This is a genomic window from Curtobacterium sp. PhB146 (assembly GCF_004342995.1).
In the GTDB taxonomy this organism is placed as follows: domain Bacteria; phylum Actinomycetota; class Actinomycetes; order Actinomycetales; family Microbacteriaceae; genus Curtobacterium.
The window spans coordinates 182097-206643 of the sequence record NZ_SMBN01000002.1; the positions used below are offsets into that span (position 1 = coordinate 182097).

Consider the following 24547-nt stretch of genomic DNA (forward strand, 5'->3'; position numbering starts at 1 on the left):
TCGGACAGGACCACATCATGACGAACACCCTCTCCCGCCGCGCACTGTTCGCGGGCGGCGCTTCAGCCCTCGCCCTCGGTGCGCTCGCCGCCTGCTCGTCCCCGAGCCGGGGGACCGCGTCCAAGAGCGGCGCCCGCACCGTGAGCTACTGGCTCTGGGACTCCAACCAGCTGCCCGCCTACCAGCAGGTCGCGAAGGCCTTCCACCGCGAGAACCCCGACATCACGGTGCAGATCACCCAGCTCGGGTGGGCGGACTACTGGACCAAGCTGACGGCCGGGTTCATCGCCGGCACCGCGCCGGACGTCTTCACCGACCACCTGACGAAGTTCCCGCAGTTCTCCGACCTCGACGTGCTCTACAAGCTCGACGAGCTCGACGCGACGAAGTCCATCAGCGACGACGACTACCAGTCCGGCCTCGCCGAGCTGTGGAAGGGCCAGGACGGCCACCGCTACGGCTCGCCGAAGGACTGGGACACCATCGGGATGTTCTACGACCGGAAGGCGATGCAGAAGGCCGGCGTCTCGGACGACGAGCTCGCCACGCTCGAGTGGAACCCCGACGACGGCGGCTCGTTCGAACGGATGCTCGCGCACCTGACCATCGACTCCAAGGGTCGGCGGGGTGACGAGCCCGGCTTCGACAAGGAGAACGTCGAGGTCTACGGCATCTCGTCGAACGGGTCCGGCGGCGACGGCTTCGGCCAGACGCAGTGGTCGCCCTTCACCGGGTCGACCGACTGGTTCTACACGAACGAGAACCCGTGGGGCGACAAGTTCCGCTACGACGAGAAGACCGTGCAGGACACCCTCGCCTGGTACTACCGCCTGGCCGACAAGGGCTACATGGCGAAGTACGGCGTCTTCTCGACGACGACCGGTCCGGACGTGCAGCTCGGCGCGGGCAAGTGCGCGCTGTCGTTCAACGGTTCGTGGATGATCGGCACGTACCTGAACATGAAGGACCTCGACATCGCCGTCGCCCCGACGCCGATCGGGCCGACGGGCAAGCGGGCGTCGATGTTCAACGGGCTCGGCGACTCGATCACGAAGCAGGCGAAGGACCCGGAGGCGGCGGCGAAGTGGGTCGCGTTCCTCGGCAGCGACACCGCGCAGGAGATCGTCGGCCGCGCGGGCGTGGTGTTCCCGGCCCGTCCCGCCGGTACCGAGGCGGCGGTCGCGTCGTTCCGGAAGCGCGGGCTGGACGTGTCGGCCTTCACCCGGCAGGTCGAGGAGAAGACCACCTTCCTGTTCCCCGTCACCCGCAACCCGGCGGACGTGCAGGCGCTGCTGCAGCCGGCCTTCGACAACGTCTACGCGAACGGCAAGCCGATCTCGACGTTGACCGGCATCAACGAGCAGGTCAACAACCTGCTGGCGCTCACCTGAGCGCGCGGGTCGCCTGACGCGGTCTGACGCGACCAGGATCGGACGGGAGGCGCGGTGCGGGCCCGCACCGCGCCTCCCGTCCGTGAGACTGGTCACGTGGAACGACGTGAGCAGATCCTGGTGGCCGCTGCGGAGGAGTTCGACCGCGTCGGCTTCGCCGCCGCGACGATCGCGGCCATCGCCCGCGGGGCGGGCGTCTCGCAGGGGGCGCTGCACTTCCACTTCCCGACCAAGCTGGCCCTCGCGCTCGGTGTGATCGACGAGCAGAACGTCCGGACCTTCGACGTCGTGAGCCACACCGAGCAGTCACCAGCAGCTGCCCTGGTCGGCGCCTCGCGAGCCATCGCGGACCTGCTGCGGACCGACCCGATCGTGCGCGCGGGCATCCGGTTGTCACTGGAGCGCGGCGAGTTCCACGCGGCCACGGTCAGCTTCTACGAGCAGTGGATCGGCGGGATCGTCGACGTGTTCCGGCTGGCGATCGCGAGCGGCGAGCTCCGCACCGACCTGACCGCGGAACAGCTCGGCGCCACCGTCGTGCCGTACTTCACGGGCGTGCAACTGGTGTCCGACGTCCGCACCGGGCGGGCCGACCTGTTTCCCGCGGTCGCGACGATGTGGCGGGTGGTCCTGACGGCCACGGCGGACCCGGCGCACCGCGACCGGCTGCTCGGGGTCGTCGACGAGGCGTTCAGCGGTCGTGGAGTTCGCGGTCGCGGAACCACTTGAGCAGCCACGCCGCGCTCGTGCGGTCGAACGACCGCGGGAAGTCCGTCTCGCCGGACAGGAACGGACTGAATCCCGGCTCCGCCTGGACGTCCGCGTCGTCGAGCGAGCGGTAGGCCATCGACCAGCCGTCGAAGCGTCGTCGCTCGATGTCCTCGCGGATGAGCGACTTCACCTCGCCGTGCCGCGGATCACGGCTGATGGCGGCGAACCGGTCGTCGACGCTCCACGCGGGGCCCTCGAGCAACTGCATGAAGCGGCCACCCTTCACGACGAGCAGCCCGGAGACACCGAGCGCCTCGTTGCGGAGCCGTGAGCCGTCCAGCAGCGTCGCGAGGTCGCCGTCGTCGAAGGGGACGACGGCGCGACTCATGTAGACGATGGAGACGAGCACGGGTCCATCTTCGTGCGACGGGCCCGGTTGCGCGAAACGGATGTCCGCAGAACGCCCCGGGGCTCAGTCGGCGGGGAGTTCGTGGGCCGTGACGTCCTCGTTGCGCTTCTTGCGCCACGGACGCGCGGGGGTGTTCGGGCCGTCCCAGACCAGGATCGCGCCCCACGCGGCGGCCAGCAGCGGCACCGAGATGATGGCACCGGTGATGCCCGCCAGGACGGTGCCCGCGGTCAGGCCGATCAGGATGACCAGGCCGTGCAGCTTGAGGGTGCGTCCCATCAGCACCGGCTGGAGCAGGTTGCCCTCGAGCTGGTTCACCAGGATCACGATCCCGACGACGATGAGCGCCTGGACGGGACCGAGTGCGACGAGCGCGACCAGGGCGGCGAGGATGCCGGCTGCTGTTGCACCGACGATCGGGATGAAGGCCGTGATGAACACGACGACGGCCAGGGGGAGTGCCAGCGGGACGCCGACGATCGCGATGCCGACACCGATGCCGATGGCGTCGACAGCGGCGACCGTGGCGGTGCCGCGCACGTACCCGCCGAGGGTCGAGACCACGCGGTCGCCCACCCGACGTGCACGCTCGTAGCGCTCACCGGTGAACGGACGGAGCAGGAACTCCCAGATGCTCGGGCCGTCCTTCAGGAAGAAGAACAGCACGACGATCATCAGCACGAGACCGGTCAGGAAGTTCGCGGTGGCCGAGGCACCGGCCAGGGCACCGGAGCCGAACTGCGCACTCGTGATGAAGTCGGTGACGGTCGCCACGGCGTCGTCGACCTGCTTGTCCGAGATCGAGATCGGCAGGTTCTTCGCGAAGTCCTGCAACTGCTGGAACCCGTCGACGGCCGACTTCTGCAGCTGCGACCACTGGTTCTCGACCGCGACGACGATGAGCCACCCGACGAGCCCGAGCACCGCGAGGACGCCGATGAGCACCGCGAGGGTCGCGAGGACCGACGGCACCTTGTGCTTGCGCAACCAGGACACGATCGGGTGCATGGCCGAAGCGATGATGAGCGCGAGGAGCACCGGGATGGTGACGACGCTCAGCACGCTGCCGGCGTAGACGACGCCGGCGATGACCACGACGACGATGATCACCTGCAGGCACCGCGTCGCCAGGCGGCCCGTCGAGTCGGACCACGCCGCCTGGATCTTCGAGGGGGTGGTCGGCTGGGGGCTGTCGCGGAAGAACGGCATGGGATCGACCGTACTGATCCGCGGGGCGGCGCGCCCGGACCCGCGCCCGGCGTCGCGGATCAGGTGGAGACGGTCCGCCGGACGTCGACGTCGTGGGAGTCCCGTGCGGCGGGCGCGACGACGAAGGCGGCGACGAGCAGCACGAGGGGCACCAGCATCGCCGCCTGCAGCCCGAGGTGCTCGCCGACGAAGCCGAGCAGGGGCGGTCCGACCAGGAACGCGATGTAGCCGGCGGTCGCGACGACCGACACCCGGCGGTCCCCGTCGGTCGGGTGGTCACCCGCTGCCGAGATCGCGAGCGGGAACCCGAGCGCGATGCCGAGCCCCCAGACGGCGGCGGCGATCGCCGTGACGACCGGACTCGGCGAGACGACCACGAGCAGGACCCCGATCCCGCCGACCGCGGCACAGAGCCGGACGACCGGGCCCCGCCCGAGCCGCGTGACGAGCGGGGTGCCGGCCGACCGGCCGATGAGCATGGCGAGCGCGAACCCGGTGAAGACCAGCGAGCCGACCGCTTCCGGGGCGTCGTGGTCGGTCGTCATCAGGAGCGGGAGCCAGTCGCTGGCGGCACCCTCGGCGAAGGCCATCGCGAGCGTGATCACCGCGATGAGCGCGAGCTGCACGGTGATGACGGAGCGGCGGGTGGCCGTGGTGACGCGGGACGTGCCGGCGGCGTCTGCGGTGTCGGCTCCCTCCGTCTGCACTCCGGCACGCGGCAGCGGCTGCAGGTTGAGGGCAGCGAACGCCGCGAGTGCCGCCATCACCGCAGCCCCCACGAGCAGGTGCACGAGCACCGGTGTCCGGGCAGCCGTCATCGCGATGCCGACGACACCGCCGACGACGGTCCCCAGGCTGAAGCAGGCGTGCAGCACCGGCACCACCGGGTGGCCGATGCGCCGCTCGACCGCGGCGGCCTCGACGTTCAGCCCGATCTCGGCGACCCCCGACCCGAACCCGATCAGGAACAGCCCCGCCCAGACACCCGCCGGCACCTGTGCCGGGGCGAGCAGGGCGACGAGGACCATCCCCACCACGGGCAGCGCGCCACCGAGCAGGATCAAGGGTCGTGTCCCGAGCCGTCGGACGAGCGCACCGGCGCCGAGGATCCCGATCATCGACCCGATCGACAGCCCGAGGAGCACGAGCCCCATCGCCTCGATCGACGCCCCGAGTTCGTCGCGGATGGCGGGCGTCCTGGTCACCCACGTGGCGATGCCGAAGCCGGTCATCGTCGACGTGGCGAACAGGGCCCCTCGAGGGTGCCGGGTCATGTGACCATCTGATCGGTCCGCCGACGGCCCGTCAAGGGTGCGGTCGTCAGCGGAGCATGCCGAGGGCGCGGGCCTCGGAGACCGCGGCCGTGCGCGAGGACACCCCGAGCTTCGAGAACACGTGCACCAGGTGCGACTTCACGGTGGCGTCGCTGATGTGCAGGCGCGCGGCGACGGCGCCGTTCGACGCCCCCTCGGCGACGAGGCGCAGCACCTCGAGCTCCCGCGCCGACAGGCTCACCGACGGGGCGCGCATCCGCGCCATGAGCCGACCCGCGATCGTCGGCGCGAGGGCGCTCTGTCCGGACGCGGCGGCGCGGACGGCCGCGACGAGTTCGTGCGGGGGCGCGTCCTTGAGCAGGTACCCGCTCGCGCCGGCCTCGACCGCACCGAGGATGTCCCCGTCGGAGTCGTAGTTCGTCAGCACGAGCACGTACGGCGCGGCGTCGAGCGCGCGGATCCGTCGCGTCGCGTCCGCCCCGGTGAGGTCCTGCCCGAACTGCAGGTCCATGAGCACGAGTTCCGGCGAGAGCCGGGCGGCGAGGTCCACGGCTTCGTCCGGGGTGGACGCCTCACCCGCGACGACGATGCCGTCCGTGCCGTCGAGGAGTGCTCGGAGCCCGGCGCGGACCACCGGGTGGTCGTCGGCGATGAGGATGCGGATCACCGGACCTCCAGGATCGCGACGAGCGTCGTCCCGCGGCCAGGGGCCGAGTCGACCTCGAGCCGGCCGCCGAACTGCTCGACGCGCTCTTCGGTGGCACGCAACCCGAACGAGTCCGTCGTGCCCGACCGGTCGTGGACGGCGACCGGGTCGAAACCGACGCCGTCGTCCGCGATGGTGAGCCGGGCCTCCTGACCGTCCACGGTGAGTGACAGTCGGACGTGGGTGGCCGCGGCGTGCTGCACCACGTTGGCGACGGCGCCCTGGGCGATGCGGAGCAGCGCGGTCTGGACGTCCATCGGCAACGAGGCCTCCGCGACGTCGACCGTGACGTCGAGGCCGTCGCGCGACCACTGGGAGCCGGCCAACCGTTCCAGCGCTGCCCCGAGTCCGCGTTCGAGCGCCGGTGGTGCGAGTTCGCGGATGAACCGCCGGGTGTCGGCGAGGCCCTCGGCAGCGGTCTCACGGGCGAGCCGGATGTGCTCCGTCCCCGGACGCTCCCCGTCCGCGCGTTCGGCCGCGTGCAGCAGCATCTGGATGCTCGACAACCCCTGCGCGACGGTGTCGTGGATCTCACGGGCCAACCGGGCCCGCTCGGCGAGGACGCCCTGCTCGCGTTCGGTGACGGCCAACCGGTCGCGCGTGGCGAGGAGCTCGGCGACCAGGGCCTCGCGTTCGACCGCCTCGCGCGCGAGCGCCCGGTACCCCAGTCCGATGAGCAGTGCGACGCCCGCTCCGACGAGCGGACCGACCACACCACCGACGGTGAAGCCGCCGTGCAGTCCGAGGGCGACGACGGCGACCAGGGTCGCGGCGATGACGGCCACCGGTCCGACGATGCGCGGCAGGACGTGCAGGTACAGGAAGAAGAGCGGGAAGACGAGGTAGGCGGCCTCGGGGACGCCGACGAGCAGGGCGATCCAGACGAGGGTCAGGGCGACGAGCCAGACCGCACCGGCGACCGTCCGACGGCGGCCGTCGCCGCGCGCGACGACCGCCCCGAGCAGGTACACGCCCGCGAACACCGCAGCCAGGGCCAACCGCACCCACGTGCCGGCGCCACCGTCCACGAGCACCCGCACGACGACCAGGGCGAGCAGCGCGGCCGACAGCACGTGCAGGCCGGTCCGCAGACCGACGAAGACCGGGGTGAGGGTGCTGTGCGCCATGTGCTCCCCAGCGTACGGAGGCACCGGCCGGTGGGGATCAACCGAAAGTTCGATCGGAGGACCGAACCCTCCGGCGATGCCGGGTGGGAGCACCGCGGCGAGGCTGGGAGTCGTGGTCGCGGAAGGTCTGCGACCCGGGAAGGGAACCCCGTGTTCGTCGCTTGGCGCGATCTCCGGTTCGCCCGTGGCCGGTTCGTCCTCATCGGCTCCGTCGTGGCACTCATCACCCTGCTCGTCGGGTTCCTCGCCGGGCTCACCGGCGGCCTCGCGTCGCAGAACGTCTCCGCGGTGCTCGACCTGCCCGGCGACCGCCTGGTCCTGCAGCAGCCGTCCACCGGGCAGCCGTCGTTCGGCGACTCCACCATCGGGCAGCGGGCCGTGGACGGCTGGCAGGCGGCCCCCGGGGTCGACGACGTGGTGCCGGTGGGCATCGTCCAGGGCCGGGCGACGGCACCGGGCGCGGGGTCCGGCGCTGCGGGGTCGGGCGCTGCGGGGTCGGGTGCTGCGGCGTCGGGCGCGGCCGTCGGCGTCGCGCTGGTCGGGCTGCCGACGGGAGCACGGTCGACCCCCGTCACCGATCTCGCACCCGGTCGCGACGACCAGGTCGGGCTGTCGTCCGGTGCTGCGGCCGACCTCGGCGTGCAGGTCGGCGACCGCATCACCGTCACCGGGACGGACTACCGCGTCGCCGTCGTCGGCGGCGACGCCTGGTACAGCCACACACCGGTGCTCGCCATGACCCCGGAAGCGTGGGCCGCGGCCGACCGGCGACTCGGCGGCGACGGCGCGCCGACCGTCCTGGCCGTCAGCGGCAGCCCGGACTGGGACACTGTCGCAGCGTCCACCGGCACGTCCGCCGCGTCGCCGCTCGGGTCGCTGACCGCCCTCGAGACCTTCCGGTCCGAGATCGGGTCGCTCGGCCTGATGATCGTCATGCTCTTCGGGGTGTCCGCGCTCGTCGTCGGGGCGTTCTTCACGGTCTGGACCATGCAGCGGGCCGGCGACGTCGCCGTGCTCAAGGCCCTCGGCGCGAGCACCGGATCACTCGTCCGCGATGCGCTCGGACAGGCGCTCGTCGTGCTCGTCCTGGGGATCGGCGTCGGGATGCTGGCCGTCGTCGGACTCGGCGCGCTCGCCGGCGGTGCACTGCCGTTCCTGCTCAGCCCGGTCACCACCGTCGTGCCGGCCGCCGCGATGGCCGTCCTCGGACTCGCCGGCGCCGCCGTCGCGCTCCGCACCGTCACCTCCGCCGACCCCCTCACCGCCCTCGGGAGCAACCGATGATCACCCTCGACGACGTCACCCTGACCTTCCCCGACGGCGACCGGCGGATCACCGCGGTCGACCACGTGTCCCTCGTCGCCCGGCCCGGCGTCGTGACCGGCATCACCGGCCCCTCCGGATCGGGCAAGTCGTCGCTGCTCGCCGTCGCCGCGACGCTCATCCGGCCGGACTCCGGTCGGGTGCTCATCGGCGACGTCGACGCGGCCGCGCTGTCCCGGGACGAAGCCACCGCCCTGCGGCGTGCGCACATCGGGATCGTGTTCCAGCAGTCGAACCTGCTGCCGTCGCTGACCGCACGGGAGCAGGTGCTCGTGATGGCGCACCTCGGCGGCCGGCACCCCGCCGGAGGTCGTCGCGCGGGAGGGCTCCGGGACCGGGCCGACGACCTGCTGGACGCGGTGGGGCTGTCCGAGCACCTGGACAAGCGGCCGGCGCAGCTGTCCGGCGGGCAGCGGCAGCGCGTCGCGATCGCCCGGGCACTCGTACACGAACCGGACGTCCTGCTCGTGGACGAACCGACGAGTGCGCTGGACCAGGAGCGCGGCGCGGCGATCATGGAGCTCATCGCCCGACTGACGCGCGAGCGGGACACCGCGACGATGCTGGTCACCCACGACCTGGTGCACCGCGGGACCCTCGACGAACTCGTCACGGTGGTGGACGGTCGGCTGGCCGGGGCGTCGGTGATCGCCGCCTAGGATCGGGCACATGGCGACCGTCCTCCTCGTCCGACACGGACGCACCACCGCGAACGCCACGGGCGTGCTCGCCGGACGCACCGCCGGCGTGCGACTCGACGCCGTCGGCCGGAAGCAGGCCGACCGCACCGCGGAGCGCATCGCTGCCGTGCCGGTCGTCGCCGTCGTGTCGAGTCCGCTCGAGCGGTGCCGGCAGACGGCCCGGGCGATCCTGGAGCGACAGTCGGGCGACCCCGCGTCGGCCATCGAGCGGGCGATCACCGAGGCGGACTACGGCGAGTGGCAGGGGCGGAAGCTCGCCGACCTGGCGAAGGAGCCGCTGTGGCGGACGGTGCAGGCGAACCCGAGCGCCGTGGTGTTCCCCGGCGGCGAGTCCATGCAGACCATGCAGTCCCGGGCGGTGTCGGCCGTCCGTCGCATCGACGCCGAGGTCGAGGCGGAGCACGGGCCCGGAGCGGTCTGGGTCGCGGTGAGCCACGGAGACATCATCAAGTCCGTCCTGGCCGACGCGTTCGGCATGCACCTCGACCTGTTCCAGCGCATCGGCGTCGGGCCGGCGTCGGTGTCGGTCGTGCGGTACGGCGAGCACCGGCCCGAGGTGGTCGCGACGAACACCGAGTCCGGCGATCTCTCGTGGCTCGCGACCGCTCCGGCGCCCAGCGGGGACGCAGCGGTCGGCGGCGGAGCCGGACATCCGGAGGCCCCGTTCGAGGCAGGCCCTGCCAGACCCTGAACGGGCGCAGGCCCGCGCTCCTACAATGCGGGTATGCCCTCCATCGTCCACGGCTTCGACTGGCCGGACCGCCTCGTCGTCGGCACCATCGGCCGTCCGGGCGAGCGCGCCTTCTACCTGCAGGCCCGCTCCGGCAAGCGCGTCACGAGCGTCGCCCTCGAGAAGGAGCAGACCGCCGTGCTCGCCGAGAAGATCGACGAGCTGCTGGACGAGGTCGCCACGGTCGAGGCGAACCGCTTCAGCGTGCCGGACACCGCCCCCGTGGAGCTCCGCGACCCGGAACCGCTCGACCAGCCGGTGGAGCCCGAGTTCCGCGCCGGTGCCCTGAGCCTGGGCTTCGACCCGTCGACGGCGCAGGTGGTCATCGAGGCGTACCCGATCGACGATGACGTCGAGATCGTGTCCGAGGAGAGCGAGGACGGCCTCGAGATCGAGGCGGTCGTCGAGATCCCCGAACCCGACGAGCTCTTCCAGGTCAAGATCCCGGTCGGCACCGCACGCGCGTTCGTCGAACGCACCCGCGAGATCGTCGCCGCCGGCCGTCCGCCCGGCGACGCATGAGCGACGGCTCACTGAGCATCACGGCGCGGATCCGCGAGGCCTCGAACGCGACGTTCCTGGCCGAACTGGACGGTGAGGCGGTCGTGTACAAGCCGATCGAGGGGGAGCGCCCGCTCTGGGACTTCCCGGACGGCACGCTCGCCGGCCGCGAGGTCGCCGCGCACCTGGTGTCCGAGGCGTTCGGCTGGGGCATCGTGCCACCGACGTGGCTCGGTGACGGCCCGTTCGGCCCCGGCATGGTGCAGCGCTGGCAGACGATCGACCCGGACCAGGACGCCGTCGACCTCGTCACCCCCGAGGCCGCCGAGGCGGACGGTTCGCCGTGGCTGCCCGTCCTCGAGGCGATCGACGAGCACGACCAGCCGGTGACGCTCGTGCACGAGGACTCCGAGGCGTTGCGCCGCATGGCCGTCTTCGACGTCGTGGTGAACAACGCCGACCGCAAGGGCGGGCACGTGCTGGCGATGCCCGACGGACACCGGTTCGGTGTCGACCACGGGCTGGCCTTCCACGTCGAGCACAAGCTCCGCACGGTGCTGTGGGGGTGGATCGGCGAGCCGCTCGGACCGGACGAACTCGAGGGGCTCGACCGGGTGTCGGAGGCGCTCCGCGGTGCCCTGGGCGACGAACTCGCCGAGCACCTGACGCCGGAGGAAGTCGACACGGTGCGCGCGCGGTGTGCGGCGCTGCGGGCCGTCGGCATCTTCCCGCCACCGCCGGGGCACGGCCCCGCGGTGCCGTGGCCCTTGTTCTGACGCACCCGTCGTGAGCCAGCGCCCCGGCTCGGCCTGCCGTGGCGACCCCGGCCGGCCGTGGACACCCCGGTCCGGGACGGTGGGGCCCGTCGGGTCCGGACCCCACCGACCGGTCCGCGTCCGTGATCCGTGGACGCGGAGACCCGTGGCGTCCGGTGGCGTGCGCCGTTGCACTCCGGGACCCCGCGGGAGTCGACCGGTCGAGAACGGATCAGGTGCACTCGGCCGACCGCTTCCGGCACGCCGACGACGTCGGCGCAGGAAGAACGATCACGGCGGCCGGGGTCTGGGGCAACTGTGGTGGCGCTCAGCATACGACTGCGGAACCCCGCGCAACAGTCCCTGCCGGGACCGATCCGGCGGCTAGTCGAACAACGACGGCCCGCCGCGGCGCGACCCCAGGTACGACCCCACGACGGCGACACCGAGGTCGTCGTTCTCCGGAGCGACGACCGAGCCGTCCACCCGCTTCGCCATCGCGTCGATGAACCGTGCGAGCCCCGGGTCGTCGCCGAGGCGGAAGAACGTCGTCTGGGCGCCGAGACGACCGGCGTTCTCGAGCTCCCGAACGGTCAGTGCGATCGTCACGGGGTCCGGCGGGTAGTCGAACCACACCTGTCCGTTCGGCTCGAGGTGCGACGTCGGTTCCCCGTCGGTGACGATGAGCAGCACGGGTTGGGCGGTCGGGTGCGTCCGGAAGTGCCGGTTGGCGAGGAGCAGCGCGTGGTGCAGGTTCGTGCCCTTGTCCCACATCGCGTCGAGACCCACGAGCTGCTCGATGTCCACGACCTCGGCCTCGCGTCCGAACGCGATGAGCTGCAGGTCGTCGCCGCGGAACCGCGTCGAGACGAGCGTGTGCAGCGCCAGGGCCGTGCGCTTCATCGGCACCCAGCGGTCCTCCATCGCCATCGAGAACGACGTGTCGACGAGCAGCGCCACGCAGGCCTGTGTGCGGGACTCGGTCTCCTGCACCTCGACGTCGTCGATGGTCAGGCGGACGCCAGGGCCCACCCGCCCGTCGGCCGCGGTCCGGGTCAGCGCGTTCGTGATCGACCGGGTGACGTCCCACGGCTCGGTGTCGCCGTACGCCCACTGCCGGGTCGCGCCCGAGGGTTCGCCGGCCGCGCCGGACTGCCGGATGTCGCGGGCACCCTGTCGGCCGGACATCCGCTCGGCGACGTCACGGAGCAGGCTCTTGCCGAGCTGCCGCATGGCCTTAGGGGTGAGCCGCAGCTGCCCGTCGGCACCGCGGCGCATCGCCCCGGAGTTCCGCAGCGCCTTCTCGAGCTGCTGCAGGGTCTTGGCGTCCACGGCAGCCTCGGCGCCGAGCTGCCGGGTCAGGGCGTCGATGTCCAGGTCGTCGAGCTCGGAGCCGGGGCCGGACTGGGCGAGTTGGTCCGCGAGGGCGTCGAGGTCGGCGATGTCCTGGAACACCCCGGTCCCGTCGCCGAGTCCGAGCCCCTGGTCGCCCTCCATGCGCTCGGACCCGCCCCAGTCCTCGCCGGGCCGCAGGGACCGCAGGTTGCCGTCGAGCTGGGACAGCTGCCCCATCAGGTCGGGGGAGCCGAAGGCCTGCTGGGCGAGGGCGTCGAGTTCGTCGCGCTGCTCCTCGGTCATCGAGTTCCGCATCCGCTGGGCGGCGGCGGCCCGTGCCGCGAGGTCGTCGAGCAGCTCGTCGACGTTCGCGGGGTTCGACGGGAAGTACTCGCCATGCTCCGCCATGAACGCGTCGAACTGCTCCTGCGAGTCGGTGCCGGCGCGGTGGTCCTCGAGCAGCTGGTTGAGGTCCTGCATCATCGCGCTGACCGCGGCGCGGTCTTCGTCCGTGGCGCCCTCGAGCGCCTGCTTCATGCCCGCGAAGCGCTGGTCGAGCACCTCGCGACCGAGCAGGTCCTTGATCTCGTCGTACTTCTGCCGGGCCTCGCGGCTCGTCCAGTCGTACCCGCCGAGCTCCTGCACCGCGGCGGCCGGCGACGGGGACAGGCTGTCGAGCTGCATCTCGGCCAGGGCGCGGTCGCCGTCGTCGAGCTCGACGTTGCGGGCGAGTTCGCCGCGTTCGGCACGGAGCGCCTGGTCGAGCAGTTCGCGGACCTGCTGCAGGGTGCCGTCGAGGTTGTTCTTCGCGGTGAGTTCGCGGCGCCGTTCCGCGACCTTGCGCGCGAGGTCGTCGAGTCCGCGCTGCGTCCGGCCGCCTCGGCGCAGGAACTCCCGCATGGCACGCTCCGGTGAGGTGCCGGCCATCACGTCCTGCCCGATGGCGTCGAGCGCTTCGGCGAGGTCGGCGGGCGGCGCGAGCGGATCCGGTCCGTCGGTGTATGCCCCGTACCGGGTGTCCCGCGTCAGTCGTCGGTTCTGCCTAGCCATAGACGGCTTCGCCCCCGCCGGACTCCTTGCTGATGCGGCGGGCGAGGAAGAGCCCCTCGAGCGCGAGTTCGATCGCACCCGCGCGCTCGCCGTCGTTCGTGGCACCGAGACGCTCGCACACCTGGTCGTACAGGTCGGACTCGCCGATCGACGGCAGTCCTTCGAGGAACGCCCGTGCGCCGACCTGTTCGCCCGTCGTCACCATCGTCCCGCCGTCGAGCGCCTCGACGAGCACCCCGAAGTCGAGTCCGCGGAACCGGGCACGCACCGTCTCGGCCGTGGCGGTCCGCAGCAGGTGCTCGAGGACCTCGTCCGCGCGGTCCTCTTCGCCGTTCTCGAACTCGATCTTGCCGCCGAGCACGTCGACCGCCGTCTCGAGGTCGATCGGTCGCGCGACGGCCTCCGGCTCACCCTGGCGTGCTGCACGGTGCACGGCCGCCGCGGCGACCGTCTCGGCGCCGGCGATCGCGAACCGGGCGCTGACACCGCTGCGCTGGTCGACCGCGCTCGACCCGCGCAGGGCACGGGTGAAGCGGGCGAGGATCTCGACGATCGCGTCCGGCACCTCGGCGGTGAGCTGCGCCTCCTGCCGGATGACCGCGATCTCGTCCTCGAGCTCGATCGGGTAGTGGGTCCGGATCTCCGCGCCGAAGCGGTCCTTGAGCGGCGTGATGATCCGGCCGCGGTTCGTGTAGTCCTCCGGGTTCGCGCTGGCCACCACGAGCACGTCGAGGGGAAGCCGGAGCACGTAGCCACGGATCTGGACGTCGCGTTCCTCCATCACGTTGAGCATCGCCACCTGGATGCGTTCGGCGAGGTCGGGCAGCTCGTTGATCGCGACGATGCCGCGGTGGCCCCGGGGGACGAGTCCGAAGTGGATGGTCTCCGGGTCGCCCAGGCTGCGCCCTTCGGCGACCTTCATCGGGTCGACGTCGCCGATCAGGTCGGCGACGCTCGTGTCCGGCGTCGCGAGCTTCTCGACGTAGCGGTCGTCGCGGTGCCGCCACGAGATCGGCAGGGCGTCGCCGAGGTCGTCGGCTCGGCGGGCGCTCGCGGTGGTGATGGGCTCGTAGGGGTGCTCGCCGAGCTCGGAGCCGGTGATCACCGGGGTCCACTCGTCGAGCAGGCCCTGCAGGGTGCGGAGCAGGCGGGTCTTGCCCTGGCCGCGCTCACCGAGCAGGACGACGTCGTGTCCGGCGATCAGGGCACGTTCGAGTTGCGGGATCACGGTCGTCTCGAACCCGTGCAGGCCGGGCCAGGGGTCGTCTCCCGCGCGCAGCGCGGTGAGCAGGTTGTCGCGGATCTCGGCGCGGACCGTCTTCTGGACGTGGCCAGAAGTGCGGAGCTCGCCGACCGTGCGGATGTCGGGTCGGGTCACCGCTTCGACGCTACGCCGCGATCGCGAAAGCGACCGGAAGGCGGACGGGAGGCCCGTGGCGGGCCCGCCCCGCGCCTCCGTCCGCTTGTGGGTTTCCATAGCAACCGCAATGATTGAGACTCCGGCATCGGAGCCGGATTCGATAGGGGGATCCGGCTCCGAGCCGGCCCCGTCGTACCGAAGGTGAACCATCTGGCCGATCTCGGCGTAGGTTCCCCTCTCGTGAGCAGCACGAACGGGGCGATCAAGAGCCTGGTCCCCGCCAGGATGGACAGACTGCCGTGGACGAGGTTCCACTGGAGTGTCGTCGTCGGACTCGGGGTCTCCTGGATCCTGGACGGTCTGGAGATCCAGATCGTCTCCAACGCGGGCTTCCAGGCCGACCTGAACCTGTCGACGCAACAGGTGACCTCCCTCGGCACGATCTACCTGGTCGGCCAGGTGGTCGGAGCGCTGGTGTTCGGGCGCATGTCCGACCGGCTCGGGCGGCGCAAGCTCTTCATCCTGACGCTCGCGATCTACCTGATCGGCTCGGGCGTCGCCGGTCTCGCCCAGGACTTCTGGTTCCTGGCCGCGTTCCGGTTCGTCGCCGGCCTCGGCATCGGCGGCGAGTACGCGGCGATCAACTCGGCGATCGACGAACTGATCCCGGCGAAGTACCGCGGCCACGTCGACATCGCCATCAACGGCACCTACTGGGGCGGCGCCGCGCTCGGCGCCTTCGCGAACATCTACCTGCTCGACACGGCCAACTTCTCGGAGAGCATCGGCTGGCGCATCGGCTTCTTCCTCGGCCCGGTGCTCGGCATCGCGATCATCTTCCTGCGGCGGCACATCCCCGAGAGTCCGCGCTGGCTCATGACCCACGGGCGCGAGGAAGAGGCCGAAGCGACCGTCACCCAGATCGAGGAGGCGGTCGAGAAGTCCACGGGCAAGCGGCTGCCGGACGTCGACGAGTCGAAGGCCATGACCGTCACGCCGACCGACCGCGTCGGGTTCCTGACCATCGCGCGCGTGCTGCTCAAGCAGTACCCGACGCGCACCCTGGTCGGGGCGTCGATGATGATCACGCAGGCGTTCCTCTACAACGCGATCTTCTTCACCTACGCGCTCGTCCTGACGAACTTCTTCGGCCTGAAGACCGCGCAGACGTCGATCTACTTCTTCCCGTTCGCGATCGGGAACCTGCTCGGACCGATCATCCTCGGTCGGTTCTTCGACACGTGGGGCCGTCGGCAGATGATCTTCCTGACGTACCTGGTGTCGGGGCTCGTCCTGGCGACCTCGGCGTTCCTCTTCCGCGCCGACGCGATCTCGGCGACGGTGCAGGTGGCCTTCTGGTGCGTGTCGTTCTTCTTCGCTTCCGCCGGTGCCTCGAGCGCGTACCTGACGGTCAGCGAGATCTTCCCCCTCGAGCTGCGGTCGCAGGCCATCTCGTACTTCTTCGCCCTCGCGCAGGTCTTCGGTGCGGTCGCACCGCTGATCTACGGTGCCTTCATCGGGGACGGGTCCTCGCGGGAACCGCTCTTCTGGGGGTACCTGCTCGGGTCCGCGGTGATGATCGGAGGTGGGGTGATAGCCCTGGTCTTCGGGGTCGATGCCGCACGGAAGGGGCTCGAGGACGTCACCCAGCCCCTGTCCGTCCTCACCGGGGACGCGGAGCAGCAGCGGCGCTGAACAGCGACGGCGGCCATGCAACATTCTGTATTCAGAGTGTTTAGCACGGCCGTCGTCGTGGTGTCACGGTGCTGGCATGGCACTCCTCCACAGCGCGACACCCACCACGACGATCCACGACGGTGCCGGTGCGGTCGGCCCGGGTGACCGCCGTGCGTGAGGCTGGCGCGATGGAGCAGTCACCGATGCGTGTCGGCCGGGGCGACCGCGACCCCCACGGCCTCCGGCGCAGTCTGTTGCGCGACGCGGTCTTCCTCCGCCTGCTCGACAGCGTGCTGCGCGGCGAGTACCGCCGCGGGCAGCGCCTGCGCCTCGACACCATCGCCGAGGACATGCGGGTCTCCCGCACGCCGGTGCGCGAAGCCCTCGTCTCCCTCGAGTCCCATCAGCTCGTCACCGTGCAGCGGTACGTCGGCGTGGTGATCACGCAGTGGTCCGTCGGGCAGATGACCGAGCGCCTGCGCATCGCCCGGGCGCTGGTCGTCGACCCGCCGGTGAGCGGCACGGGCCACGACGACCGCTTCGACCCGGCCTGGCTCCGCGAGTGCTGGACCGAAGCCGGGGCCTTCGTCGAACTCGCCGCGTGGTTCCTCCGGCGGCGCGGCGCCTCGGTCAGCGCCGACTGGATGCTGTCGCAGCGCACCGTGCTCGACACGTTCTTCACCGACGACATCGCACTGGCCAACGGGATCGACGCCGTGGTCGACCGGGCGCGGCGACTCGACCTCGTCGACCAGGCCGTGCGGGCAGCGGAGCGTGACGCGCTCGACGACTGCGCCGTGGTGCTGCTCGAGCTCGCGGCGGCGCTCATCGCCCTGCCGGACCGGTTCCGGGTGGCCGTGGCCTCCTGAGCCGTCCCGGCTGCGGGTTCGTACAGGTCGGCGCCACGGCGCACGGATCCGGGGGTCGACGGTGGCCCGGTGGCCTCGCTCCGACGTCGTTCGCACTGGATCGCCAGGGACCTCCGTGGCAGCCTTGACCGGTTGCCACCCCGGCGCGTCCACCGACGACAGGAGAGCCCGTGAACGACGTCCGCGATCGCTCCCACCGTCTCAACCGAGCCGACGGGATCGCACGGCACGGACGTCTCCGTCGGTCCGGACCCTTCCGGACCGTCGCTGCGCTGGTCGCGAGCGTCGCCGCAGTCGCGCTCGTCAGCACCGCCTCGGTCGCCGCGATCGCCGCGAAGCAGGTGACCGACGACCTCGGTGACGGCGTGCAGATCGAGGGGCAGCCCGCGCCGCGGTCGAACGGCACCAAGGCCCCGTCGCTCAGCGCGTACAAGGGCGGCTTCAACATGCTCGTCGTCGGGACGGACAACGACCCGGACCAGTCCGCGGAGTTCGGGGAGCGCGACGCGACGCTCAACGACGTCAACATCCTGCTCCACGTGTCGGCCGACCACACCAACGCGACCGCGGTGAGCATCCCCCGTGACCTCGTCACCCCGATCCCCGCGTGCAAGAAGACCGACGGCTCCGGGACCGCGTCGGCCATGGCCGCGCAGCCGATCAACACCTCGTTCAGCGACGGCGGGCTGAACTGCGTGACCCAGACCGTGCAGGGGCTCACTGGCCTGGACATCCAGTACTCGGCCGCGGTCTCGTTCAACGGCGTCATCGAGATGTCGAACGCGATCGGTGGTGTGCCGGTCTGCGTGGCGCAGCCGATCGAGGACCCCTACACCGGGCTCGACCTGCCCGCCGGCACCTCGACCCTGCAGGGCGACGAAGCCCTCGCGTTCCTCCGGACCCGGCACGGCGTCGGTGACGGTTCCGACCTCGGCCGGATCTCGAGCCAGCAGGTGTTCCTGTCGTCGCTGCTCCGGACCGTGAAGTCGAACGACACCCTCACGTCGCCGCCCACCCTGTACAAGCTGGCCCGCGCCGCGGCGTCGAACATGCAGCTGTCCCAGAGCCTGAACGACATCGGGACGATGGTGCAGATGGGTCGGGCGCTGCAGGACCTCCCGCTGTCGCAGGTGAACTTCGTGCAGTACCCGGGCACGACCGGCGGCACCGGGGTCTACGAGGGCAAGGTCCAGCCGACGACGTACCTGGCGGACCAGTTGTTCGCGAAGATCAAGGCGGACCAGTCGTTCTCCCTGGGGGAGGACAGCACGGGCATCGGGTCCGAGGCGAACGCGGCGCCGTCGGCAGCGACCTCGGCGCCGGCGGCTGCTGCGCCGTCGGCTCCGGCGTCCTCACCCGCGGCTGCTGCGCCGTCGTCGCCTGCCGCCGCTGCTCCGACGGCATCCGCGACGCCGGAGACCATCGACGGGCTCGAGGGGCAGTCCGCCGACCAGGAAACGTGCTCCAAGGCCTTCGGCTACTGACCCGGCTGGGGCTCTGGGCCCGCCGGGCTCCCGCCCACGCGAAAGCGACAGTCTGCCGCCGAACATCGGCGGCACACTGTCGCGCTGACGGCACAGACCACGGGCCGTGCTGGGGCACTGTCGCTTTCGCGTACTGGTCGGCCGCCATGCCCGGACGCAGAAACGGGGGCGCGGTGGTGGACCGCGCCCCCGGAAGCCGCTCCCCGAGCGGGCGCCAGACAACCGGGCGCGCCGGGCCCGGCTCGGAGAGCGACGTCGGTGCTGTGTCGCGACTACGGGGACGAGCCCCGGAATGTGATCGCCGCGTCTCGATGATGCTATTCACCGGGGTACGTCGGGACAACCCCGAGGTGTCCCCACTTCGGGGGACCCGCGTTCTGCGACCGTGCCACGCGCGGGGTGCGGTCGGGTCGAGAGTGGCCCGGTCCTCCTGTATGGTGGTCGGAGCGCTCGCGAGAGTGCTTGGAGACGTCGCATAGTCCGGCCGAGTGCACCACCCTGCTAAGGTGGAGTCCCCTTTAGGGGACCGAGGGTTCAAATCCCTCCGTCTCCGCACTCCATGAAACCCGGTCCGATCGGACCGGGGTTTCGTCGTCTCCGTGCTGGTCTGCACGCCGCGTGAACCAGGTTCCGGACACGGCACCGCGGAACGGCGTGGTGCTGTGTCCGGAACCTGGTTCCGCCGGGCTGCCGTCAGGCCGTCGCGACGCTCCCTGTCGAGGTCAGCTCGCCGGCCCCGCGCGAACGCCCACGCCGCACGGCACCCATGGCGACGAGCGTCAGGGCCACGGCGGCCAGGGTGATCCCCGCGCCCGCCCAGATCGGCGAGGTGTAGCCGAGCCCGGCGGCGAGGGTGAGCCCACCGATCCAGGCACCGAGCGCGTTCCCGAGGTTGAACGCCGCGATGTTCGCCCCGCTCGCCAGGGTCGGCGCGTGGTCCGCGTACTGCATCACGCGCGTCTGCAGGGCCGGCACGGTCGCGAACCCGAAGGCGCCCATGAGCACGAGTGCGATGACGGTCAGCACGGGCGAGGTCGCGACGAGGGCGAACAGTCCGAGCACCACGGTGAGGGCGACGAGCACGACGAGCAGGGTCCGGTCGATCGAGCGTGCGGCGAGCTTGCCGCCGACGAAGTTCCCGACGAACAGCCCGACGCCGAACACCACGAGCAGCCACGGCACCGCTGACGACGGGAACCCGGACACCGAGGTCAGCGTGTACGCGATGTAGGTGAACGCCCCGAACATCCCGCCGTAGCCGAGCACGGTCATGCCGAGTGACAGCCACACCTGGCCGGAGCGAAAGACGCCGAGCTCGCGGGCCAGTGACGGCGTCTCGGCCTGGCGGACGGCGGGGACGAGCACGAGGACGCCGACCAGGGCGACGACACCGATCGCGACGATGGCCCAGAAGGTCGAACGCCAGCCGAGCGCCTGGCCGAGGAGCGTGCCGAACGGCACCCCGAGCACGTTCGACGCTGTCAGCCCCGTGAACATCAGGGCGACGGCCGACGCGCGCTTCGAGCGCTCGACCATGTTCGCGGCGACGACGGAGCCGATGCCGAAGAACGCTCCGTGGCAGAGCGCCGCGATGACGCGTCCGGACATCATGACCTCGTAGGTCGGTGCGATCGCGGACAGCGTGTTGCCGACGATGAACAGCACGAGCAGCCCGAGCAGGACGGGCTTGCGGGGGAGTCGGGTCGTCGCTGCGGTCAGGCCGAGGGCGCCGACGATGACGGCGAGTGCGTAGCCGGTGACGAGCCAGCCGGCCGTGGTCTCGGTGACGCCGTAGTCGGCGGCGACCTCGGGCAGCAGGCCGGTGATGACGAACTCGGTCAGTCCGATGCCGAATCCGCCGAGTGCGAGGGCGATGAGTCCCGCGGGCATGGGGGTTCCTTCCGTTGTGCGGTGGCGCTGTGCCGCGTACGCTGGTTGTTGCAGACGCGCGGTATCGATAGTTGCACACGCGGGGTATCCGCGCAAGCAACTGCACGCGCCCGCAACGACCGCGGCGACCGACCGCGGCAACCGACCGCGCAACCGACCAGAAGGAGCCCGATGTCCGTCGACGACACCTCCACCGCCGTCCGCGCCCACGGCTGGCGCACCCTGGCGGCACTGCACGGCCTGATCGAGACGCGACTCGAGCGCGCGCTGCGCGACGTCGACCTGTCCGTGGTCGAGTACACCGTGCTCGATGCGCTGCGCCGGCAGGACGGCTTCCACATGCGCATGCAGCAGCTCGCCCGCGCAGCTGCCCTCAGCCCGAGCGCCACGACCCGGCTGGTCAACCGACTCGAGGAACGTGCGCTGCTCACCCGCGTGCTCTGCGCCGACGACCGCCGCGGGCTCTACACCGAGCTCACCCACGCCGGTCAGCGGCTGCTCGACGCGGCCACGCCGATCCACGCCGCTGCGCTCGAGGGGGCGCTCGGCGAAGCGCGCGAGGTCCCGGAACTCGAGGAACTCGCGGTCGCGGTCGACCGGCTCGAGGGTGCCACGGTCTGATCCGTCGGCCGGGAGGCCCGGATCACCGCCGCCCCGCGCGCTGCGGTCGCGGGGTGGTGGCGTCTCAGGCCCGCGGCGGCGCCGTCGTGGACCGCACGACGAGCGACGGCGGCACCAGGACCCGTCTCGCAGCGGGTCGTTCGGCCGCGCCGACGAGCTCCACGAGCCGGTTCGCCGCGAGCCGCCCGACCTCGTCGTTGTGCGGGTCGACCGTGGTCAGCCGCAGCAGGGGTGAGGCGGCGAGCGGGGTCTCGTCGTTGCCGACCACCGAGACGTCCTCGGGGACCCGGAGTCCGGCTTCGCGCACGGCGGCGATCGCGCCCATCGCCATGACGTCGTTCGCGGCGAACACCGCCGTCAGGTCCGGGTGGTCCCGCAGTGCGCGGCGGGTGCCCTCGTACCCGGTCGTCTCGGACGTCGGGCCGTCGCCGTAGACCAGCGGCGCGATGCCGGACGCGACCATCCGCGCGACGGTGCCCTCGCGGCGGACCGCAGCCGGGCCTCCCGAGCCGGTGACGTGGACGATGCGGCGGTGACCGAGTCCGATCAGGTGATCCGCTGCCAACCGGCCGCCGGCGGCCTCGTCCGAGGCGACGACGTCGAGCCCTCCGGGCACGTCGGCGCGGGCGCCGGCGACGACGACGGGGGTGTCGGCCGGCACGACGAGGTCGGGGAAGCCCTCGGCGGCGAGGACGACGCCGTCGACCCGTAGCGAGACGAGGTCGTCGAACGGCGAGGAGTCGAGGTGGGCGTTCGCACGGGTGTCCGCGAGGGTGAGCCGCAGGCCGTGCGGTGCGAGCGCGTCGCGGATGCCGTCGAGCAGGGGGACGAACCACGGGTTGCGGAAGTCGTCGACGATGACCCCGACGGTGCGGGTCCGGGTGCCGGCGAGGATCGCGGCGGCGCGGTTGGGGCGGTAGCCGAGCTCGGCGGCGGCCGCGAGCACCGCCGAGCGGCGTGCGTCGGAGACGCCCGGGTCGTCGCGGAGCACCATCGAGACGAGTGACTTCGAGACGCCGGCACGGGTCGCGACGTCGATGATCGTCGGGGGTCGTGACACGCGGCTCCTTGACAGGACATGGGGTGGTCAGGCTACAGTCTACCGACACGTTCTGGAACGTTCCAGAATCGGCACCGGACTTCTCGAAGGAGAGAACCATGAGCGACAGCATCGGCGTCGCCGTCATCGGGGCGGGCATGGCGGGCAAGGCCCACATGGCCGCGTGGCGGAACGCACCCTCACTCTTCGCCCCGACGCTGCCGCCCGTGCGGCTCGTGTCGATCGGCGACGTGTACGAGCCGTTGGCGGCCGAGGCTGCACAGCGGTTCGGCTACGCCCGCCACGACACGGACTGGCGAGCCATCGCCGAGGCCGACGACATCGACGTCGTGAGCGTCGTCGTCGCGAACAAGCTCCACCGCGAGATCGTCGAGGGGCTGCTGGCCGCCGGCAAGCACGTCCTGTGCGAGAAGCCGCTGTCGGACTCGCTCGAGGACGCACGGGCGATGGCCACCGCGGCCACCGAGGCATCGCAGCGCGGGCTCGTCGCCCGCGTCGGCTTCACCTACCGCCGCGCCCCGGGCCTCGCCGCGATCAAGCAGCTCGTCGAGGACGGCACGCTCGGCCGCGTCCTGCACGTCTCCGCCCGCTACTGGACCGACTACGGCTCGTCGCCCGACGTGCCCTTCTCGTGGCGCTTCGCGGGTGCCCCCGGCACCGGAGCCCTCGCCGACGTCGGCTCGCACCTGGCGTACGTGGCCGAGTTCCTGGCCGGCGAGGTGCAGAGCGTCAACGGCGGCATGTTCACGACCGCCATCACGAAGCGCCCGATCGCCGCCGGGTTCGCCCTGCGCGGGCAAGCCGTCCCGCTGACGGGTGAGTTCGCCGACGTCGAGAACGACGACTACGCCACCTTCAACGCACGCTTCGGTGACGGCTCCGTGGTGGGCTCGCTCGAGGTGTCCCGGGTCGCCACGGCGCACCCGAACGGCCTGGTCATCGAGGTCTTCTGCGAGAACGGTGCAGCGCGCTGGGACCAGGAGCGCGCCTCGGAGATCGGCCTCGCGCTGCAGTCCGACGGCTCCCGCCTCGGTGGCTACCGCCAGGTCGTCCTCGGCCCGGACCACCCCTACGTCGCCGGAGGCATGGCGATGGACGCGCCCGGTGTCGGCTGGGGACAGAACCAGATGTTCGAGTACCAGGCACGCGCGTTCCTCGACGAGGTCGCCGGCGTCGCCGACCCGCTGCCCGCCAACGCCACGTTCGACGACGGCGTGCACAACATGGAGATCCTCGACGCGGTGGCACGGTCCGCCGGGGCCGGTGGGGCCTCCCTCGACGTGCCGCCCGTCCGCACCACCGAAGGAGCGCACGCATGAAGCTCGGCCTGTACAACGCGATCTTCCACGACCGGCCGCTCGCCGACGCCCTGACGGCCATCGCGGGCAACGGCCTGACCGGCATCGAGCTGAACACCGGCGGGTTCCTGCCGCCGGTGCACGTGCCGGACATCGACGCGATCCTCGAGGACGACGCAGCACGTGACGCCTTCCTCGCCCGGTTCGAGGGCACCGGGGTGTCCATCGCCGGCCTGAACTGCAACGGCAACCCGCTGCACCCGGACCGAGCGATCGGCCAGGCCCACGCCGAGGACATCCGGCGCAGCATCCGTCTCGCCGCCCGCCTCGGGCAGGACCGCGTCGTCACGATGTCCGGGCTGCCGGCGGGCGAGCGCGGCGGCACCCGACCGAACTGGATCGTGAACGCCTGGAACTCCGCCGCGCTCGACGTCATCGAGTACCAGTGGAGCGTCGCCGTGCCGTTCTGGCAGGAGATCGACGCCCTGGCGCGGGAGCACGGGGTCAAGGTCGCGCTCGAGCTGCACCCGCAGAACGTGGTGTTCAACCCGGCGACGATCCGCGAGCTCGTGCAGCGCGGTGGCCTGACGAACACCGGCGTCGAACTCGACGCGAGTCACCTGTTCTGGCAGCAGATGGACCCGGTGGCGGTCGTCCGCGACCTCGGCGACCTGGTCTTCCACGCCGCCGCGAAGGACGTCCGGATCAACCCACACGCGGCCATCAACGGCGTGCTCGACAACTCGTTCCGTCGGCTGTCGCCGGACGAGCCGCGCACGAACCTCGGTGGCGACGAGTGGGCCAACGAGTGGCCGAAGCCGTCCGCGTGGGACTTCGTCGCGCTCGGCAAGGGCCACGACGAGGCGTACTGGTCGGCGTTCCTCGAGGCCCTGCGCGAGGTGGACCCGGACATGTGGGTCAACATCGAGCACGAGGACACCGAGCTCGGTCGCGAAGAAGGGGTCGCGGTCGCCGCGAAGGTCCTGCTCGCAGCCGACACGGCGCTCACGACGCGCGCGTGAGTCGCGTCTGAGACGCACCACGTGATCTGGACGGGAGGCCCGTG

Annotated in this window: 22 protein-coding genes and 1 tRNA gene; 14 read left to right on the forward strand and 9 right to left on the reverse strand. The window is 71.6% G+C overall.

Features of this window, described 5'->3' with window-relative positions; translation table 11 throughout:
• The first annotated feature begins 17 nt into the window (after positions 1 to 17).
• Together EDF33_RS09260 and EDF33_RS09265 are read left to right on the forward strand one after the other, a co-directional pair.
• Entirely contained in the window at positions 18 to 1391 is a 1374-nt protein-coding gene (locus tag EDF33_RS09260) for a sugar ABC transporter substrate-binding protein (protein WP_131921479.1), read from the forward strand.
• Positions 1392 to 1487: 96 nt separating this feature from the next.
• On the forward strand, positions 1488 to 2120 hold the full coding sequence (locus tag EDF33_RS09265) for a ScbR family autoregulator-binding transcription factor (RefSeq protein ID WP_134194579.1): 633 nt from the start codon (positions 1488 to 1490) through the stop codon (positions 2118 to 2120).
• Here EDF33_RS09265 and EDF33_RS09270 read toward each other — a convergent pair.
• From EDF33_RS09270 to EDF33_RS09290, 5 genes are all read right to left on the reverse strand, one after another.
• Positions 2083 to 2511: a BLUF domain-containing protein gene (locus tag EDF33_RS09270; protein WP_123338593.1), complete on the reverse strand. Its 429-nt coding sequence runs from the start codon at positions 2509 to 2511 to the stop codon at positions 2083 to 2085. The genes EDF33_RS09265 and EDF33_RS09270 overlap by 38 nt on opposite strands.
• Positions 2512 to 2574: 63 nt before the next feature.
• Positions 2575 to 3720, reverse strand: coding sequence for an AI-2E family transporter (locus EDF33_RS09275; RefSeq protein WP_132099873.1), 1146 nt, complete (start codon positions 3718 to 3720; stop codon positions 2575 to 2577).
• A 59-nt stretch (positions 3721 to 3779) separates the two neighbouring features.
• A complete protein-coding gene (locus EDF33_RS09280) occupies positions 3780 to 4994 on the reverse strand; it encodes an MFS transporter (protein ID WP_132099874.1) in 1215 nt (404 codons plus the stop codon).
• Between the two features lie 46 nt (positions 4995 to 5040).
• On the reverse strand, positions 5041 to 5661 hold the full coding sequence (locus tag EDF33_RS09285) for a response regulator transcription factor (protein WP_123291854.1): 621 nt from the start codon (positions 5659 to 5661) through the stop codon (positions 5041 to 5043).
• Positions 5658 to 6827: a sensor histidine kinase gene (locus EDF33_RS09290; protein ID WP_132099875.1), complete on the reverse strand. Its 1170-nt coding sequence runs from the start codon at positions 6825 to 6827 to the stop codon at positions 5658 to 5660. Before EDF33_RS09290 ends, EDF33_RS09285 begins: the two co-directional genes overlap by 4 nt.
• A gap of 150 nt (positions 6828 to 6977) precedes the next feature.
• On the opposite strand from EDF33_RS09290, the gene EDF33_RS09295 reads away from it, so the two are divergent.
• The 5 genes from EDF33_RS09295 to EDF33_RS09315 are packed head-to-tail and all read left to right on the forward strand — an operon-like array spanning position 6978 to position 10858.
• Positions 6978 to 8111 carry an ABC transporter permease gene (locus EDF33_RS09295; RefSeq protein WP_131880508.1) on the forward strand — a complete coding sequence of 378 codons (1134 nt, stop codon included), beginning with the start codon at positions 6978 to 6980 and terminating at the stop codon, positions 8109 to 8111.
• The gene (locus EDF33_RS09300; RefSeq protein WP_132099876.1) at positions 8108 to 8809 is read left to right on the forward strand and encodes an ABC transporter ATP-binding protein; all 702 of its coding nucleotides are present in this window, start codon (positions 8108 to 8110) and stop codon (positions 8807 to 8809) included. Before EDF33_RS09295 ends, EDF33_RS09300 begins: the two co-directional genes overlap by 4 nt.
• A gap of 10 nt (positions 8810 to 8819) precedes the next feature.
• Positions 8820 to 9542: an MSMEG_4193 family putative phosphomutase gene (locus EDF33_RS09305; RefSeq protein WP_132099877.1), complete on the forward strand. Its 723-nt coding sequence runs from the start codon at positions 8820 to 8822 to the stop codon at positions 9540 to 9542.
• A 33-nt stretch (positions 9543 to 9575) separates the two neighbouring features.
• The gene (locus tag EDF33_RS09310) at positions 9576 to 10103 is read left to right on the forward strand and encodes a DUF3090 domain-containing protein (RefSeq protein WP_123291859.1); all 528 of its coding nucleotides are present in this window, start codon (positions 9576 to 9578) and stop codon (positions 10101 to 10103) included.
• The gene (locus tag EDF33_RS09315) at positions 10100 to 10858 is read left to right on the forward strand and encodes an SCO1664 family protein (protein WP_123291860.1); all 759 of its coding nucleotides are present in this window, start codon (positions 10100 to 10102) and stop codon (positions 10856 to 10858) included. Before EDF33_RS09310 ends, EDF33_RS09315 begins: the two co-directional genes overlap by 4 nt.
• 363 nt (positions 10859 to 11221) lie before the next feature.
• Here EDF33_RS09315 and EDF33_RS09320 read toward each other — a convergent pair whose 3' ends face one another.
• Complete coding sequence (locus EDF33_RS09320) at positions 11222 to 13222, reverse strand: VWA domain-containing protein (RefSeq protein WP_132099878.1); 2001 nt, start codon at positions 13220 to 13222, stop codon at positions 11222 to 11224.
• Positions 13215 to 14600 carry an AAA family ATPase gene (locus EDF33_RS09325; protein WP_123291862.1) on the reverse strand — a complete coding sequence of 462 codons (1386 nt, stop codon included), beginning with the start codon at positions 14598 to 14600 and terminating at the stop codon, positions 13215 to 13217. The genes EDF33_RS09320 and EDF33_RS09325 overlap by 8 nt, the downstream gene beginning before the upstream one ends.
• 222 nt (positions 14601 to 14822) lie before the next feature.
• Here EDF33_RS09325 and EDF33_RS09330 point away from each other — a divergent pair, with 222 nt between their 5' ends.
• From EDF33_RS09330 to EDF33_RS09345, 4 genes are all read left to right on the forward strand, one after another.
• A complete protein-coding gene (locus tag EDF33_RS09330) occupies positions 14823 to 16277 on the forward strand; it encodes an MFS transporter (protein ID WP_311316753.1) in 1455 nt (484 codons plus the stop codon).
• Between the two features lie 170 nt (positions 16278 to 16447).
• Positions 16448 to 17128: a GntR family transcriptional regulator gene (locus EDF33_RS09335; protein ID WP_123938362.1), complete on the forward strand. Its 681-nt coding sequence runs from the start codon at positions 16448 to 16450 to the stop codon at positions 17126 to 17128.
• 170 nt (positions 17129 to 17298) lie between these two features.
• Complete coding sequence (locus tag EDF33_RS09340) at positions 17299 to 18612, forward strand: LCP family protein (protein ID WP_132099879.1); 1314 nt, start codon at positions 17299 to 17301, stop codon at positions 18610 to 18612.
• A 464-nt stretch (positions 18613 to 19076) separates the two neighbouring features.
• A tRNA-Ser gene (locus EDF33_RS09345) sits at positions 19077 to 19165 on the forward strand.
• Positions 19166 to 19305: 140 nt separating this feature from the next.
• On the opposite strand, the gene EDF33_RS09350 is transcribed toward EDF33_RS09345, so the two are convergent.
• A complete protein-coding gene (locus EDF33_RS09350) occupies positions 19306 to 20502 on the reverse strand; it encodes an MFS transporter (protein WP_132099880.1) in 1197 nt (398 codons plus the stop codon).
• Positions 20503 to 20673: 171 nt separating this feature from the next.
• Here EDF33_RS09350 and EDF33_RS09355 point away from each other — a divergent pair, with 171 nt between their 5' ends.
• Positions 20674 to 21123, forward strand: a complete 450-nt coding sequence (locus tag EDF33_RS09355; protein ID WP_132099881.1) for a MarR family transcriptional regulator — start codon at positions 20674 to 20676, stop codon at positions 21121 to 21123.
• 64 nt (positions 21124 to 21187) lie between these two features.
• Here EDF33_RS09355 and EDF33_RS09360 read toward each other — a convergent pair whose 3' ends face one another.
• Positions 21188 to 22183, reverse strand: coding sequence for a LacI family DNA-binding transcriptional regulator (locus tag EDF33_RS09360; RefSeq protein ID WP_132099882.1), 996 nt, complete (start codon positions 22181 to 22183; stop codon positions 21188 to 21190).
• 98 nt (positions 22184 to 22281) lie between these two features.
• On the opposite strand from EDF33_RS09360, the gene EDF33_RS09365 reads away from it, so the two are divergent.
• Both EDF33_RS09365 and EDF33_RS09370 read left to right on the forward strand, forming a co-directional pair.
• Positions 22282 to 23502 carry a Gfo/Idh/MocA family oxidoreductase gene (locus EDF33_RS09365; protein WP_131921487.1) on the forward strand — a complete coding sequence of 407 codons (1221 nt, stop codon included), beginning with the start codon at positions 22282 to 22284 and terminating at the stop codon, positions 23500 to 23502.
• Positions 23499 to 24503, forward strand: coding sequence for a sugar phosphate isomerase/epimerase (locus EDF33_RS09370; RefSeq protein WP_132099883.1), 1005 nt, complete (start codon positions 23499 to 23501; stop codon positions 24501 to 24503). The genes EDF33_RS09365 and EDF33_RS09370 overlap by 4 nt, the downstream gene beginning before the upstream one ends.
• The last annotated feature ends 44 nt before the right edge of the window (positions 24504 to 24547 follow it).

Bases quoted from the DNA above. Each gene is read 5' to 3' on its own strand.
- EDF33_RS09260 (WP_131921479.1), top strand. From the start codon at position 18: ATGACGAACACCCTCTCCCGCCGCGCACTGTTCGCGGGCGGCGCTTCA.
- EDF33_RS09275 (WP_132099873.1), bottom strand. From the start codon at position 3,720: ATGCCGTTCTTCCGCGACAGCCCCCAGCCGACCACCCCCTCGAAGATC.
- EDF33_RS09280 (WP_132099874.1), bottom strand. From the start codon at position 4,994: ATGACCCGGCACCCTCGAGGGGCCCTGTTCGCCACGTCGACGATGACC.
- EDF33_RS09290 (WP_132099875.1), bottom strand. From the start codon at position 6,827: ATGGCGCACAGCACCCTCACCCCGGTCTTCGTCGGTCTGCGGACCGGC.
- EDF33_RS09300 (WP_132099876.1), top strand. From the start codon at position 8,108: ATGATCACCCTCGACGACGTCACCCTGACCTTCCCCGACGGCGACCGG.
- EDF33_RS09305 (WP_132099877.1), top strand. From the start codon at position 8,820: ATGGCGACCGTCCTCCTCGTCCGACACGGACGCACCACCGCGAACGCC.
- EDF33_RS09310 (WP_123291859.1), top strand. From the start codon at position 9,576: ATGCCCTCCATCGTCCACGGCTTCGACTGGCCGGACCGCCTCGTCGTC.
- EDF33_RS09315 (WP_123291860.1), top strand. From the start codon at position 10,100: ATGAGCGACGGCTCACTGAGCATCACGGCGCGGATCCGCGAGGCCTCG.
- EDF33_RS09320 (WP_132099878.1), bottom strand. From the start codon at position 13,222: ATGGCTAGGCAGAACCGACGACTGACGCGGGACACCCGGTACGGGGCA.
- EDF33_RS09335 (WP_123938362.1), top strand. From the start codon at position 16,448: ATGGAGCAGTCACCGATGCGTGTCGGCCGGGGCGACCGCGACCCCCAC.
- EDF33_RS09350 (WP_132099880.1), bottom strand. From the start codon at position 20,502: ATGCCCGCGGGACTCATCGCCCTCGCACTCGGCGGATTCGGCATCGGA.
- EDF33_RS09355 (WP_132099881.1), top strand. From the start codon at position 20,674: ATGTCCGTCGACGACACCTCCACCGCCGTCCGCGCCCACGGCTGGCGC.
- EDF33_RS09365 (WP_131921487.1), top strand. From the start codon at position 22,282: ATGAGCGACAGCATCGGCGTCGCCGTCATCGGGGCGGGCATGGCGGGC.
- EDF33_RS09370 (WP_132099883.1), top strand. From the start codon at position 23,499: ATGAAGCTCGGCCTGTACAACGCGATCTTCCACGACCGGCCGCTCGCC.